General features: G+C 38.0%; 12 protein-coding genes and 1 riboswitch. Of the genes, 11 read left to right on the top strand and 1 reads right to left on the bottom strand.

Annotation, left to right across the window (positions count from 1 at the left end; translation table 11 throughout):
- Position 1 precedes the first annotated feature (1 nt).
- Positions 2–1354: an asparagine--tRNA ligase gene (asnS, locus tag IGM13_RS09715; RefSeq protein WP_002376912.1), complete on the top strand. Its 1353-nt coding sequence runs from the start codon at positions 2–4 to the stop codon at positions 1352–1354.
- A 45-nt stretch (positions 1355–1399) separates the two neighbouring features.
- On the opposite strand, the gene IGM13_RS09710 is transcribed toward asnS, so the two are convergent.
- Entirely contained in the window at positions 1400–2359 is a 960-nt protein-coding gene (locus IGM13_RS09710) for a Gfo/Idh/MocA family protein (RefSeq protein WP_002420047.1), read from the bottom strand.
- A 166-nt stretch (positions 2360–2525) separates the two neighbouring features.
- On the opposite strand from IGM13_RS09710, the gene IGM13_RS09705 reads away from it, so the two are divergent.
- The 10 genes from IGM13_RS09705 to IGM13_RS09660 all read left to right on the top strand — a co-directional run bounded on the left by IGM13_RS09705 (position 2526) and on the right by IGM13_RS09660 (position 15951).
- Positions 2526–3050, top strand: a complete 525-nt coding sequence (locus tag IGM13_RS09705) for a hypothetical protein (protein WP_002382789.1) — start codon at positions 2526–2528, stop codon at positions 3048–3050.
- A 59-nt stretch (positions 3051–3109) separates the two neighbouring features.
- On the top strand, positions 3110–3289 hold the full coding sequence (locus IGM13_RS09700) for a hypothetical protein (RefSeq protein ID WP_002384259.1): 180 nt from the start codon (positions 3110–3112) through the stop codon (positions 3287–3289).
- A gap of 99 nt (positions 3290–3388) precedes the next feature.
- Entirely contained in the window at positions 3389–4030 is a 642-nt protein-coding gene (locus IGM13_RS09695; RefSeq protein ID WP_002366997.1) for a glycoside hydrolase family 73 protein, read from the top strand.
- Between the two features lie 19 nt (positions 4031–4049).
- On the top strand, positions 4050–4736 hold the full coding sequence (locus tag IGM13_RS09690; protein WP_010816649.1) for a hypothetical protein: 687 nt from the start codon (positions 4050–4052) through the stop codon (positions 4734–4736).
- A gap of 146 nt (positions 4737–4882) precedes the next feature.
- Positions 4883–4980: riboswitch (purine riboswitch) on the top strand.
- 154 nt (positions 4981–5134) lie between these two features.
- A complete protein-coding gene (locus IGM13_RS09685) occupies positions 5135–5716 on the top strand; it encodes a xanthine phosphoribosyltransferase (RefSeq protein ID WP_002356804.1) in 582 nt (193 codons plus the stop codon).
- Positions 5717–5718: 2 nt separating this feature from the next.
- The gene (locus tag IGM13_RS09680; protein WP_002408809.1) at positions 5719–7038 is read left to right on the top strand and encodes a nucleobase:cation symporter-2 family protein; all 1320 of its coding nucleotides are present in this window, start codon (positions 5719–5721) and stop codon (positions 7036–7038) included.
- A 327-nt stretch (positions 7039–7365) separates the two neighbouring features.
- A complete protein-coding gene (gene purK, locus IGM13_RS09675) occupies positions 7366–8481 on the top strand; it encodes a 5-(carboxyamino)imidazole ribonucleotide synthase (protein WP_002408810.1) in 1116 nt (371 codons plus the stop codon).
- Between the two features lie 42 nt (positions 8482–8523).
- The gene (purB, locus tag IGM13_RS09670; protein ID WP_002420049.1) at positions 8524–9819 is read left to right on the top strand and encodes an adenylosuccinate lyase; all 1296 of its coding nucleotides are present in this window, start codon (positions 8524–8526) and stop codon (positions 9817–9819) included.
- Between the two features lie 387 nt (positions 9820–10206).
- Entirely contained in the window at positions 10207–11268 is a 1062-nt protein-coding gene (locus tag IGM13_RS09665) for a DUF916 and DUF3324 domain-containing protein (RefSeq protein WP_002420050.1), read from the top strand.
- 33 nt (positions 11269–11301) lie between these two features.
- Positions 11302–15951, top strand: coding sequence for a WxL domain-containing protein (locus IGM13_RS09660; RefSeq protein ID WP_048945197.1), 4650 nt, complete (start codon positions 11302–11304; stop codon positions 15949–15951).
- The last annotated feature ends 122 nt before the right edge of the window (positions 15952–16073 follow it).

The raw sequence follows: 16073 nt of genomic DNA, 5'->3' as shown, positions 1-16073 counted from the left end.
AATGAACGGAGAGACAAACGTGGAACAAATTCAAATTATTGATTCAAACAAACATGTTGGAGAAACAGTAAAAATTGGCGCTTGGATTGCTAACAAACGCTCAAGCGGAAAAATTGCCTTTTTACAATTACGTGACGGGACAGCCTTTTTTCAAGGTGTCGTGTTCAAACCAAACTTCATTGAAGCCTTTGGTGAAGAAGCTGGTACAGAAAAATTCCAAGAAATTAAACACTTATCACAAGAAACAGCAGTCATGGTTACTGGTGTTATCAAAGAAGATAGCCGTTCTAAATTCGGCTATGAAATGGATATCACTGATTTAGAAGTCGTTGGCGCTTCAGAAGATTACCCAATTACGCCGAAAGAACACGGCACAGATTTCTTAATGGATCATCGTCATTTATGGTTACGTTCAAGCAAACAACATGCGATCATGTTAGTTCGTAACGAAATTATTCGTGCTACTTACGAGTTCTTTAATGAACAAGGATTCATTAAAATTGATAGCCCAATTTTAACTGGCTCAGCACCAGAAGGCACAACAGAATTATTTGAAACAGATTACTTCGGACAACCAGCATTCTTATCACAAACAGGTCAATTATATGCAGAAGCTGGTGCGATGGCATTTGGAAAAGTCTTTACTTTTGGACCAACCTTCCGCGCGGAAAAATCCAAAACTCGTCGTCACTTAACGGAATTCTGGATGATTGAACCAGAAATGGCATACACAACTCATGAAGAATCACTAGATATTCAAGAAGCCTACGTAAAACATTTAATTAAATCAGTATTGAAAAATCAACAATATCCATTGGATGTTTTAGAACGTGATACAGCTTTACTGGAAAAATATGTTTCGGAACCATTCAAACGTATTACTTACGATGATGCGATTGAGTTATTACAAAAAGAAGAAGCAAACAATGATTATGATCACATTGAATGGGGCGAAGACTTTGGTAGCCCACATGAAACTTTTATTTCAAATTACTATGGCGTTCCAACATTCATTTTAAATTATCCAAAAGCAATTAAAGCCTTCTATATGAAACCACATCCAACACGTGAAGATGTTGTAATTTGTGCCGATTTAATTGCGCCAGAAGGTTATGGTGAAATTATCGGTGGTTCAGAGCGTGCAACTGATTATGATTATTTGAAAGAAAAAGTAGCTGAGTTTGGCTTATCTGAAGAAGAATACAGCTGGTATTTAGATTTACGTAAATACGGTTCTGTGCCACATTCTGGCTTCGGATTAGGTTTAGAACGTGCTGTTACGTTCATTACTGGTAATGAACACATTCGTGAAGCGATTCCGTTCCCACGTATGTTAAACCGTATTTATCCATAGAGAACAATAAAAAAAAGAACTTCAGCAAAAGCCGAAGTTCTTTTTTTAATTCTGCCATAATTTTTGCATCTGGTCCAAAATATCAATGACTTCTGTCGTGAAAAATAAGGAGCGGTTGGGTTGAGTACCTTTGATTGCTTCAACCATATTGTAGATTTCATAATTCATGGCTTCAGCTGAGTACCCAGAAACGATGGTCTCAACCGTACCGTCATTGTAGTGAACAATCGCTTCATCTGCACGTGGATAATCTGTAATGGTAATATAGGCATCTTCAAAAGCAACAATTCCTTGCTTTGGCATTTTTGCTTGGAATGTTAATGAAATAGTCGCCAACTCATTTTCTTTATTCCGAAGCAATGTCACCGATTGTTCATCAACACCAGTAGAGAAGGGAACCATGCTAGAAGCTAAAACGTCTGGCTGTGAGCTGAGAAACCAACGAGCAAACGAAACCGCATAAGTACCAATATCTAACAATGCGCCGCCTGCTAAGTCAGGATTAAAAAAGCGATTTTTAGGATCGGGTTCTTTGTAACTTCCAAATGGTGCTTGAATCATTTTTAACTGACCAAATTTGCCAGCATCCATCAAGCGACGTAATTCGTCGTATAGTGGCATGTTAAAAATAGTCATGGCTTCTGCTAAAATAAGGTCATTTTTTTCTGCAACTGCCAAGACTTGTTTTAATTCTGCCGCGTTCATCGTAATAGCTTTTTCACACAACACATGTTTTCCGGCCTGGAGCGCTTTTAAAATGTGTTCAGCATGTTGTTTATTTGGTACTGCTATATAGACAACATCGATTGTTTCATCTGCTAGCAATTCTTCATAAGAACCATAGGCTTTAGGGATTGAATAATCAGCGGCAAATTGTTCTGCTTTAGTCAATGTCCGCGAAGCAACAGCTGCAAGTTGGCTAGTTTCTTGTTTAAACGTTGAAGCAAATTCGTGGGCAATCCCACCTAATCCGACGATGCCCCATTGATATAATTTTTTTGTCAAAAGAAGTCCTCCTAATCTATGCAATTTCTTCAAATCTTCTTCATTATTTATTATACTGTAAACAAGAGAAATTAGAAAACAAGGACAATTTTGTAAATATGATAAAATCCAGAGATAAAAAGATGCTTTTTTTAGAGAATTTCAGTAAAATAGAAAATGGAGGCGAATGATTATGCATCAAGTTTATGTAGATATTATTGTTGACGCAATTATTGAACAGTACCAAACAGAAGAAAATTTTTACTCCGCTTATCAAATTCAAGCAGCCGATTGGCAAGCTTGGAAAGAAGGCCAATTTGGTTTGGACAATGAAGTCATGCAAAAAATTAAGAATTTGTTTACGGATTATGAGTGGATGCTGACTCAAAAAATACTCCGCCAAACCATCTTATTTCCGGAAAAACGTAACCTAGCTGTTTCGGAATATAAACGGTTAAAAACAACAATTGCCAAAAAATGGCTACAATCTGATTTGGGCGTTGTAGAATTGATTCCTAACAATAAACAGGAACAAGAAATTGCTGCTGGTTATATCGATTTGAAAGTGACGCTGGCCTATGGTGAATGGGGTTTTGATGACATTATTACATTCCGGTTACCAGCTACGATTCAACGACAATTGGAAGGTTCAAAAGTTGAATTATTAGATTGGGTCAATGAAAATCTGATGGATACTTACGTAGGTGAATAACGAATAGGAAGGATGGTCTTTTGAAATACACAATTGCTGGGATTTTATCTGTGATTATTATGTTTGGTGCGGTAATTTTTGTCTTTTTTGGCAAAAAGCCAGTTGAAGAATCTGTTCACACATCAACTGAAACAACAGTGAAATCGTCCACTAAAATTTCTGAAAGTAGTACAGTTTCTTCAACTGCTACCACTGAATCAAGTACTGAAATCACGAGCGTAAGCAGTGATGAAAGTTGATAATTTTCTGTGAAAATGATACAATTATTCGGTTATAGTAACAAATGAAATCAATCACGAAAGTGAAAGATAGTGAAACATTTTATCGGAAAATAAAAGATGAAGTGGGGAATTAATGAAGTGAGCAACTATCAGAAAAAAAGAAAAAAGCAGCTGAATTTGCCAAAGTTATTCTTAGGCGTAGTTGTCGTCGGTTTGGCCTTTGTCTTTTCGTTATCTGTCCTTTCTGATTCAGATAAGGGACAAAGCGAGTCAGTCAATCGCCAAAATGAAAACATCTCAAAAGAAGAATTTGTTGCTGAAATCACACCGTATGCACGTGAATTACAAGAATCTTACGGGGTGTTACCAAGTATTATTATGGGGCAAGCAGTTTTAGAATCAAATTTTGGACAAAGTCAATTAGCATCGAAATATAACAATCTTTTTGGGATTAAAGCATATGGCAATCAACCAAAAGTCAATTTAGAAACAAAAGAGTATGTCAATGAGGTCTGGATTACGATTCAGGGTGATTTTCGAGTTTATGACAATTGGGAAGAATCCATGCGAGATCATACCAAGTTATTTGTTGATGGGGTCGATTGGGATCCAAATTTATATGAAAAAGTCTTGTTAGCCAAAAATTATAAAGAGGCCGCACAAGCGCTTCAAGATGCTGGATACGCAACGGATCCTACATACGCTGATAAGATCATTCATGTAATTGAAGAATACAATTTAAATAAATACGACCGTTAAGCATGGAGGAACGATGATAATGAGCGAAAAGTGGATTCCAGAAATTATGACGCCGCTGAAACAAGATATTGTAAAAATGCCAGAGATTATTCGGCAAGCCAGTGGCATTAAAATTTTTGGCCGTAAAATAAAATCAATTATTTTTACGACAGATATTGCGATTATCCGCAATACGGATGCACAGGCAGTGATTGCTGTATATCCTTTTACACCGCATCCAGCGATTACAAAAGGCATTATTGAAGCAGCGGATATTCCTGTCTTTTCAGGAGTCGGCGGCGGTTTAACGCAAGGCATGCGTTCTGCTTATATGAGTTTATTTGCAGAAGCACAAGGCTCAATGGGTGTTGTTTTGAATGGTCCTACACCAATTGAAACAATTAAAATGGTGGATGAAGCAATCGATATTCCTATTATCAGCACAGTAACTTCTATTCATACGCCAATTGAGGAAAAACTTGCGGCTGGCGTGGATATGATTAATATCAGTGCAGGAAAAGACACTGCAGCCACCGTACGCTATTTCCGTGGCAAGTATCCAGAATTACCGATTATTGCAACAGGAGGACCAACTGAATCGAGTATTCATGAAACCATTATCGCTGGAGCGAATGCTATTACATATACGCCCCCTAGTAACGGTGAATTATTCAGCAAAAAAATGAAAAAATATCGTGAACAAGAAAAAGCAACCGATGAAGAATAAAAAACGCTTTGGCAGCCGATCCTGCCAAAGCGTTTTTGGCTATTTAATGTTCGCTTTTACGGAACAATGGAAGAATGAACCAATTATTTGAAAATTCTAATGAAAAAAAGTTGTTAAACCATTGAAAGTTAGAGATTTTTGTACTATCCTAGAGAAACATAGAAGCTTGTATAAGGTCAAAATACGGTTGACCGTCTCTACCCAGCACCGTAAATGCTGGTCTATAAGTGAAGAAGAGCGGATAGCCCTTTTTTGCTTTGGCAAAATGGGCTTTTTTCTTTTGTTAGAACACGAATATAAATAGCACTTTGTTTTATTTCGTTCGTTTTTAACGAACCGTCCTTTCCTCAGGATGAGAACAAAGCATCTATCGAAAAATAAGTAAAGGAGTTCATATTGTGAAGGAATTAGTCGAACGTATTAAAAATGATGGCCGTGTATTAGGTGAAGGTGTTTTAAAAGTAGATAGTTTTATTACGCACCAAGTGGATCCAGAATTGATGGAGGCTATGGGTAATCGTTTTGCTGAGGTTTTCGCAGAAGCAGGCATTACCAAAGTAATTACAATTGAAGCATCAGGAATCGCTCCTGCCTTATACGCAGCGCAAAAATTAGGCGTGCCAATGATCTTCGCGCGTAAGGCAAAAAGTTTAACCATGGATGAAGAGCTTTTAACAGCTTCAGTTTATTCATTTACAAAACAAGTGACAAGTCAAATTTCCATTTCAAGAAAATTTTTATCTGATGCTGATAAAGTGTTGATTATTGATGACTTTTTAGCTAACGGACAAGCTGCTAAAGGATTGGTAGAATTATGCCAACAGGCTGGTGCAAAGGTTGAAGGAATTGGTATCGTAATTGAAAAATCATTCCAAGATGGTCGTCAGTTATTAGAAGACATGGGCTTAAATGTAGTCTCTTTAGCACGTATCGCTTCATTAAGTGAAGGAACGGTGACGTTTTTAGAGGAGGATGCATAATCTTGGATACAAAACAATTGAATACACAACAACAGACGGAAACACCAAATGGGAAAGCCGCCGTTTTAGGATTGCAACATTTATTAGCGATGTATGCTGGAGCAGTTGCCGTACCTTTATTAATCGGAACCGGCTTGAATTTTGATTCGCAACAAATGACGTATTTGATTTCAATCGATATTTTTATGTGCGGCGTTGCGACACTTTTACAATTGACGGTGAATAAGTTTTTTGGGATTGGCTTGCCAGTCGTTTTAGGTTGTGCCATTCAAGCAGTTGCGCCTTTAATCATGATTGGTACGAACAAAGGGGTTGGGGCAATTTACGGTTCAATTATTGCTTCGGGCATTTTTGTCGTTCTTATTGCAGGATTTTTCTCAAAAATTAAACGTCTATTTCCGCCTTTAGTCACCGGCACAGTCATTACAGTTATTGGTTTGACCTTAATTCCTGTTGCTGTTGAAAAAATGGGTGGCGGCTTAGCAACGGACAAAAGTTTTGGTGATCCTAAAAACTTGCTTCTCGCATTTGTAACAATTGCCTTAATCATTGTTGTGCAAGTTTGGGGACGTGGCTTTATCAAGTCAATTGCCGTGTTAATCGGCCTAGTCGGCGGCACAATTTTAGCTGCATTTCTGGGATTAGTTGATTTGTCTCCTGTTGGTCAAGCTACGTGGTTTCACTTTCCACAGCCATTTTATTTTGGCAAACCAACGTTTGATCTTTCTTCTATTGTGTTGATGATTATTATTTCAATTGTTAGTATGGTTGAATCAACAGGTGTTTATTTTGCCTTAGGAGACATTACAGGGAAAAAAATTGGCGAAGATGATTTACGTCGTGGGTATCATGCAGAAGGCTTAGCCGTCATTTTAGGAGGGATTTTTAATACGTTTCCTTATACAGGTTTCTCGCAAAATGTCGGGTTAGTTCAATTATCTGGGATCAAAACACGTCGGCCAATCTATTTTTCTGCTTTTTTCTTAATTATTTTAGGCTTATTACCAAAAATTGGTGCGATGGCCCAAATTATCCCAGAGCCAGTTTTAGGCGGCGGAATGCTGGTTATGTTTGGAATGGTGGCTGTCCAAGGAATGCGCATGTTGTCAAAAGTTGACTACTCAAATGACAAAAATTTATTAATTATTGCCATTTCGATTGGCTTTGGTTTAGGCTTTAATATTATGCCAACGCTCTTTAATAAAGTACCAGAAACTGTTAGCATGTTTACTGGTAATGGAATTGTCATGAGCAGCATTACCGCAATTATTTTAAATCTTTTATTCAATGGTTTAAAAGAAACCTCAGAAAGTAACGAATAGTTTCAAAAAAGTATGATAGATAAGGTCAGGTGGCTTTTCTTTCATACTTTTTTGACCTAATCATCGTTTAGAAAAATTTAATGTTTTCATCAATTTGAAGAGAATAAGAGAAAAATGCTTGGTTACAAAGAGACGAATAGTAAGTTACCGCTGTTTTATCCTAAAATATGTTAATAAATTCTGATGAGAAAACCTAAGGGAAACACTGCTGGCACTTGAAGTTGAGCCTTTTTCCTTGTATCATGTAAAAAGAGCACTCTTAAAGGCTAGACTGCGACGAGAAACCGCAGAAGGATTTTAAGGATAAAACTGTGATGGAAAGTTGTGATGAACTTGGATAAACCACTATTACCTGGTCAAGTGATTGGTATCATTGGTGGCGGACATTTAGCAAAAATGATGGCCCTTAGTGCAAGAGAAATGGGGTTTCGAGTGGGTGTGCTAGATCCACAAATTGATTGTCCTGCTGCACAAGTTGCCGATTGGCAATTATTAGGAGCATATAATGATCCTGAAGCGTTAGAGAAATTGGCAAAACGTGCCCAAGTGATTACGTATGAATTTGAACATGCAGATGTTGATGCGTTAACAGCGATTCAACATTTGGCGAATATACCGCAAGGAACAGACATTTTAGCAATTACGCAAGATCGTTTAATGGAAAAAAGTTTCTTGGAAGATAATAATATTGTGATTGCACCTTATGCAACGATTGTTAGTCCGACTGATATTCAAGAAGCAATTGATGGCATTGGTTATCCGTGTATCTTGAAGAATACGCGAGGGGAAGGTCGTTATGTACTACATAGTACTTCAGACTTAGCGCCATCCATGAATCTTCTGAGAGAAGGAACCTGTGTCTTGGAAGCTTGGATTCCTTACGAAAAAGAATTATCTGTTCTGATTTCTGGTAATGGTCGTGGCGAATTTGCGACATTTCCAGTTGTGGAAACAATTAAAAAAGAGCGTAAGCTACATGAAACGATTGCGCCAGCCCGAATTGATGACGAAGTCAGTGGCGAGTTGCAACGAATTGCTAAGGTGATTGCTAAAGCTGTTGGTTTAGTCGGCACCCTTTCAATTGAAATGTTTTATACAGAAACAGGCGGGATTTATGTAAATAAAATTTTACCTCGTCCAGAAGATGCTGGGAATTTTTCTATAGATGCTTGTTCTTTTAGCCAATATGATACGCATATTCGTGGTTTATGTAATTGGCCAATGCCAACGATTCAACTGTTGTCAGAAGCGGTTACGGTCAATGTGCTTGGGAATGAAGCCTATGAAACGATGGACATTATTAATGAACATCCAGATTGGCATTTCCACTATTATGGGCACAGTGAAGCAAAAGAGCAACGAGCGATGGGGCATATTACTATATTAACCAAAGAAATCGATGAAACACTGGAAGAAATTAAAGAAACAAAGATTTGGTCGTAATTATTTTTCAAAAATTGAGGAGTAAAGAGGGGATAAGGCACAATGATTGATCGTTATACAAGACCCGAAATGGGCGCAATTTGGACAGATGAGAACCGCTACAAGGCATGGCTAGAAGTTGAAATTTTGGCGGATGAAGCTTGGGCAGAACTTGGCGAAATTCCTAAAGAAGATGTACAAAAAATCCGAGAAAATGCATCATTTGATGTTGCACGTATTTTAGAAATTGAAGCAGAAACTCGTCATGATGTTGTCGCTTTTACTCGTGCCGTTTCAGAAACGCTTGGTGAAGAGCGAAAATGGGTGCACTATGGCTTAACCAGCACAGATGTTGTGGATACTGCCTATGGTTATCTATTGAAACAGGCGAATGATATTTTACGGAAAGATTTACAAACATTTACGGAGATTGTCGGAGCCAAAGCCAAAGAGTATAAACATACGGTCATGATGGGCAGAACGCATGGCGTTCATGCAGAACCGACTACATTTGGTTTGAAATTAGCGTTGTGGTATTCTGAAATGAAACGCAATATTGAACGTTTTGAACATGCAGCCAAAGGTGTCGAAGCAGGTAAAATCAGTGGAGCCGTGGGTACCTTTGCCAATATTTCACCATTTGTTGAAGAATATGTTTGCGAACATTTGGGAATCCGTGCTCAAGAGATTTCGACACAAGTTTTACCACGTGATTTACATGCAGAATATGTTTCTACCATGGCATTAATTGCGACAAGTATTGAAAAATTTGCGACAGAAATTCGTGGTTTACAAAAATCAGAAACACGTGAAGTAGAAGAATTTTTTGCAAAAGGACAAAAAGGATCTTCGGCAATGCCGCATAAACGGAATCCAATTGGTTCTGAAAATATGACTGGTTTGGCACGTGTGATTCGTGGTCATGTCATTACTGCCTTTGAAAATGTGAGTTTATGGCATGAACGAGATATTTCTCACTCGTCTGCTGAACGGATTATTATTCCCGATACGACGATTTTGCTAAATTACATGTTGAATCGTTTTGGTAATATTGTCAAAAACTTAACGGTCTTCCCAGAAAATATGAAACGTAACATGGATGCGACCTATGGACTAATTTACAGCCAACGTGTCTTGTTAAAATTGATTGACCATGGCATGACACGTGAAGAAGCGTATGATTTGGTCCAACCAAAAACAGCTTACGCATGGGATCATCAAATGGCGTTCCGTCCGTTGTTAGATGCGGATGAAAAAATTACTTCTGTCTTATCAAAAGAAGAGCTAGATGATGCTTTTGATTACCATTATCATTTAAAAAATGTTGACACGATTTTTGAACGTGTTGGTTTAGGATAAAAAAGAGCGTTCAGGAAAAAACACCAGTTTCTTCTTGAGTGCTTTCTTCTTTTTCAGAAAAAACATTGGAAATTGTTTAGTAACAATTGGAAGAAAAGATATTAAATTTTAGCGAGCAAACGTCAAAAGGTAAATGAGTGACTCATACCTTTTGACGTTTGCTCGCTATTTGTTTGGTTGTTCCTTAGATTCTAAAGGAGATATTTTCAAAAAAAGATGAAATTTAGGCATTTTCATAGGTGGAAAGCGTCATCAAACCCTTATGGGATAAGAAGATGCCATTTTTTAATTATGGGTTTAAAAATTCAAAATTTTTTTTTGTGTGTCTTCAGCTATAATTAGTCTATTAACGATAAGTATTAAAAGAATGGGGGAAAGTTGATTGTAATGAAATTGTCACAAGTCCCAAATAAAACGACAGGGAATGGAATAAAAATATTCGGTTATCTCTGTTTTGTAGTTAGCTGTTATCTAATCTTTTTACGCTTCGAAGTTGCTTTAGCCCAACAACCAGAGCCACAGCCACTTGCGGGTTTCACAGTTGAAAGTGTGATACCAGATAATCAGCTAGATAAGAACCAAACTTATTTTTATTTAGGCGTTCAGCCAAGTAGTCAGCAGATTATTCAAGTGAAAATCAGAAGTTTACAAAAAGAGCCCGTAACTGTCGCTTTAAGTATTCATGATGCAGTGAACGGAACGGATGGACAGATTGATTATACGCAGACGAGCCCCAAACTAGATTCTAGTTTGACGAATTCCATCACACAAATTGTTCATTTGCAAAATAAGGAAACTACGGTCACTGTAAAAAACTTTGAAGAAAAAATAGTGAATTATGAAATCAAAACACCCAAAGAGCCATTCTCTGGAGTTAAATTAGGCGCATTACGGTTTGTTAAACAATTAGAGGATGAATCATTAACAAGTAATCAGTTTACATCAACTTATGCTTATACTATTTCCGTCATGCTGACAGAAGATAAACAACCATTTGATGAAGGAGCAGAATTACAACTAAAAAAAGTTGGTACAACGATCAGTGCTGGTCAACTTGTGGTTCAAGTAACATACCGAAACCAGCAACCAAAAGTTATGAAAGGAGCAACCATTACCAACTGGTTAACCAAAAAAGGTCAGACAAAAGAATTACTAAAAAAAGTACAAGCAGATGTAACAGTGGCACCTAATTCGCTATTGGCTATGGATCTGCCATTGAATGAAGTTGTCCTGCCAGCGGGAACTTATACTATTCACAGCCAAGTAAGCGCTGGTAATCGCGAATGGCAGTGGCGAAAAGATTTTACAATTACACAAACGCAAATAAAACAATGGTCGACGAGTACACCTTCAGCAAAAAGGCAACCGTTTTTGTTAGTGGGGAGTAGTGCAATGGTCCTCGTTGTAATTAGCATTTATTTTTATCTTAAAAAGAGTAGAACTAAATAGTAAAGAAATAAAAAGGAAAAGCAGGTGTTGGTTATGAACAAGAAAATGACTCATCTAATCTGTGTCATATTATTAGGCACGATGATTTTACCAATTAATGGCTTAGCTGAGGGGACTGAGTCAACAACAGTAACGAGTGAAATGCAACAAATTATTGAAGATTCATTACCTAAGCTATCAGAACCGTCCAAGCAAACGATAGAGACAACTGAAACAACCGATTCTTCAACTGAAAAAACTCAAGCAACTGAAGCAACGAAAGAAGTAGAAACTGTTTCTTTTAGTTGGTCACAACAAGAACCAGAACGGCAAGTAACTGCCGGATCGGATTTTTATCTAAAAATAATTAGCAATGCAACTTGGGCGGAAATCCAATTGCCTCAGGAAATTCAATACAATCCGCAAAAAAACCAACAATTGCAGGAGCACGGTTCTTATAATCAAGAACAACATAGCTTGATTTTAAGAGACTTTGCCCAGTTGGGGGAAAGTTACTTGCTGTTAACGACAACAAAAGCAGGAACCTTTACCTTGTCAGTCAAAGATAAAAACCAAGAAACGTTGGCTAATAATTTAGACGTGACGATTGCGAAAGAGCAAGTAGTAGTGCCACAAGAGACCCAGAAGAGTAGTGAGCAGAAGCAAACGAAGGAAAATGAAAAAAACCACCCCGTCGTTAAGTCTAAAAACATTGCCGCCAAAGCGAATGGGATTACGGTCGGTTTGACTGCGCCAGCCACTTATCGCACGTATACTGACCCTGCGTCAGGAACAGCACCAGATTACTTAACTGTTTCTTTACCAGTTTCCATCAGCCAAGCGGGCCTCACTGGTACTTCGATTGAGCTTCCTTATGGCTTTTATCCAAGTAAAAGCGACCCAGTTTTTAAAGACTTTGATAATACGACACCGATTTTTTCGTTGGTGACACCTAGTGCACCTAGTGCCAACTCGATTGTGGCTTCGTATGTAAATGATACAACCAATAAAAAATTAATTATTCGCTTGAAAGAAACCAAGACAACTTTAGAGACGATTAATTTACGTTTTAAATTTAATAATGTCTATGATGCTAAAATCCCACCTGAACAAATCGTATGGAATAATCTCCAAGCAAAGGTATTTGATAATACAGGGACACAAATAGCAAGTTCAGCGGCAAATAAAACCGTAAAAACTGATGTGGCTGGTTCTAGTGCTGCATATGTACTTTCTGGTTACGCAGTTCCTATTGACAACAGTTATTTTGACGGTGATATTATTGTGACAAACGTTTATCGGTTTAGTTCTTTAGCTAGAGCGAATTTAGACCCTAGTTATGATCATCAAGTGTATGTTGAGATTCCCACGGGAGCTACATTAACGGGAACTTTAGCCAATAAATTATTAAAAACAGGGATCACAAATGCACAAGATCCTAGTGTGCCAGCAGGTTTTACTCGGTATTATCAGAAATTAGTAACTCTCTCACCAAATATTTTAGAAAACCCAGCAGCTCGAGTTGATTTATCCTATACTAACACAAGGGTTACTTTGAATAAAACGTATGCAGAAGGGAGTACTTTTTCTGTTAATTTTGGAATGACGGTAAAATTCCTAAATGGAAAAATAAATACGCGCACCACTACGAAAAGTTATACAAAACGTTCTCGACCAGATTTTCAATTGTCAGGAACAGGCTATCATTCGATTGTTAACACTTCTACTAACACAGTTAATAACTTAGACAATTTAGCGACGGCTGGTAATTTTTACGCTTTTGGTTATGGTTCATTTAGCGACTCTGCTGCTATTAAGAATACTGGCGCTAAACCAATTCAAGGAGTGACATACAAATTACAAGAATTAACTGCAGGCTCAGCTAAAGGAAACTTCACTGATTTATATATCTATGGTGTTACTGATGGAGTGAGTGCCCCCGCCTATTATCGGCCTTTGTATCATATTAAAAATGCCATAACCGGAACGAGTCGTTCTGTTTGGAGTAGTACACCGGCTAAGACTGGCAACTTTAGTCCAGCTTTACCGACTTTAGCAACCAATGAGTATATTTCAACCATTGATATCATTCCTATGGGAATCGATGGCACAACTGCCAATTCGTTGCCTCCAGGGAATGGGATGTCATTCCGATATCGGATCAAAAGTTGGCCTACTGGGAAGTGGCCAGATGGGACAGCGCTTTCTAAGAAAACTAATCCAATCACCTTTGGAGCCACGATGCAGTATCAAGATGCAACGGGAACTCCTACAGAGCTTAAATTAAACAATATTGTAGTATATTATAATAACGGCGTATCTTTAAGTACTGGTGTTAGCTTTAACAGTGTTAATAGGGAAAATAAACTGCCTGGGGACACGATTAACTATGAAATAGTCGGGAGTAATTATGGCTACTATACAGATACTTCTTTGGGGGATTGGGAGAATCCTATTATTACAATTAAAGTTCCCAAACAGTTACGTTTAAAAGCGAATACGAAAAAAGATTTTATTGATGAGAGTAATCAAGTTACCTATCCAGCTTCGGTGACCGCTGAAACCTTAGCTATAAATGACACAACTTACAATTATTATCGGTTTAAGACGTCCAGCACAGCTTATAAATCTAAAGTAAGGGGAGCGTCTAGTGTTTTTCGAATTCCTTTAGAATTTGTAGTGGATAGTTCAGCTGCTTCTGGAAGCTATCAAATTCCTTATATCGCCTATAGTAGCCCTAAGCCAACTGATTTCTTTCGTGTTGTACTTGGTCAATTATCTGCTGCAGAGGCTAAAAAAATTGGTTTAGACAACACGAACGAAAATTGCTACGTAATCAACTCATCTCCTTTAAATAGCGACTTTTCTGTAGTGGATTCTTCTAAGTTAGATAGCGCTACTAATGCTCGTGGTTCCGCGACGCAAGCTTGGTCAAATACGAATATCTTTGCGGTAGACCGCAAAGGCACCCCGCAAATGCAAACGGTCATTAAAAATTCTGGTAATACAAACTTCACTAGCGTTCGCTTGTATAATATTTTGCCTTCTTCTAGTGATGGTCGTGGTTCAACAGGCAGCATCGGGTTTACAAACTTGACCAGTAATAATGGGACAGCCAAAATTTACTATACAACTAAGCCTATCTCACAATTGCCTAGTTATACTAACAACGATTTACAAGCGTGGAATGCCACTAAACTAACCAGTTTAGGTTTCACTACAACTAAACCCGCTAATTCAGCATTAATCACAGCAATCTATGTCGATTTTGGCGCAACGACAATCAAACCAGGTGGGACCTTAGATGCGATTATGAATTTTTTAGTGCCAGATGCAGATAATCAAAAAGCCATTAACCAATTTCAATATTCTGCTAAAGAAGCTAAAGCAGGAGCAACTTTAGCGGCAGTCAGTGATAAAATTACCTTTAGTACAGAGTTTGCTCAAGTAGCGTATGAACAAAATTTACCGAGTATTATAGTTCCTGGAAGTGGAGTGAAAGACTTACCTTCTCCGCAAACGATCCAGTTAGATGTAAATGATGCCGGCAAAATTGTCATTCCAACAGCCAAACCAACGCTTAGTGGTTATACTTTTGTGGAATGGCAAGATGTTGCAACACCAACCAAAAAATATCAACCGGGTGCAACGATTAGCTTTACGTCTACGTCAACTACCACAAAAATAACTCTGCAAGCTATTTGGAAACCAATCTCAGTGAATGTGACTTTTAATGCCAATGGGGGCTCGGGTGGTACGGCTGCTAAAGCCTATACTTTTGGAACAGTAGTTAATTTAACCACGGTTGTGAAGCCAACCAGAACCGGTTACACTTTCCAAGGTTGGGCGACAACAGCCAGTGCCACAACACCAGATATTACAACAAACCCTCTCGTTAATTATGCTTCAGCTAAGACCTATTATGCTGTTTGGAAGGGGAACGCTTATACCGTAAAGTTTGATGCGAACGGGGGAACTGGTACCATGCCTAACGCTAGTTTTATTTATGGAACAGGCAAGCCATTACCAGCCAACACCTTTACAAAAGAGAGTAATACGTTCCTTGGTTGGTCGAAGACACGGACAAGTGCAGTTGTCTATACGGATAAACAAATAATTTCGACATTAACTGCTACTAACAATGGGACTGTAACTTTGTATGCGAAATGGAGTGGCCAACGACCTGTATTGATGGGAACGCCAAGTACGTTTGATTTTGGCAAACAAACGATTTCGCCAATGGCAAAAAGTTATGGACTAAATTCAGCAAGCTATGTCGGAAGTCCCGAATTACAACAAGCTGGTTTTATGTTACGTCTAGAAGATAATCGACCAACTAGTACAGGTTGGAAATTAAACGTTAGTTTATCTGAATTTAAAGATAAAACTGGTAAATCTTTACCACAAGGAGAAGGAATTGCCTTGAACTTTGCGAACACTCAACTTCAAAAAGTTCAATATGCTAATACAGCTGAGGAATCAGTAACGACTGGTTTTACCAATGGACCGACGTTAGGGTCTCAAGCTTTTCGATCTGGTGCTACAGCTCAATCAATAATCACAGCAACTGGAGCACAAGGAAGTGGAACTTGGCAACTATATTTTCCTTTTGAAGAGATAAAATTAACTGTGCCTGCAAATGTAGGAGAAATATCAAAAGTATATCAATCGACAGTAACTTGGTCATTGGACGATGTAGTCTAATCTTAGTATGATTTACTTAGAAGGAAAGTTAATTGTATTAAGAAAAAACGCTTCTAAGTTTTACAGGAATATTAAAAAACAAACGTATTGTTAAATACGTTTGTTTTTTTCTATACTTTTTT

The sequence above is a fragment of the Enterococcus sp. DIV0561 genome (assembly GCF_050539875.1).
Taxonomy (GTDB): Bacteria; Bacillota; Bacilli; order Lactobacillales; family Enterococcaceae; genus Enterococcus; species Enterococcus faecalis.
This window is presented reverse-complemented; position numbering and strand designations above follow the sequence as displayed.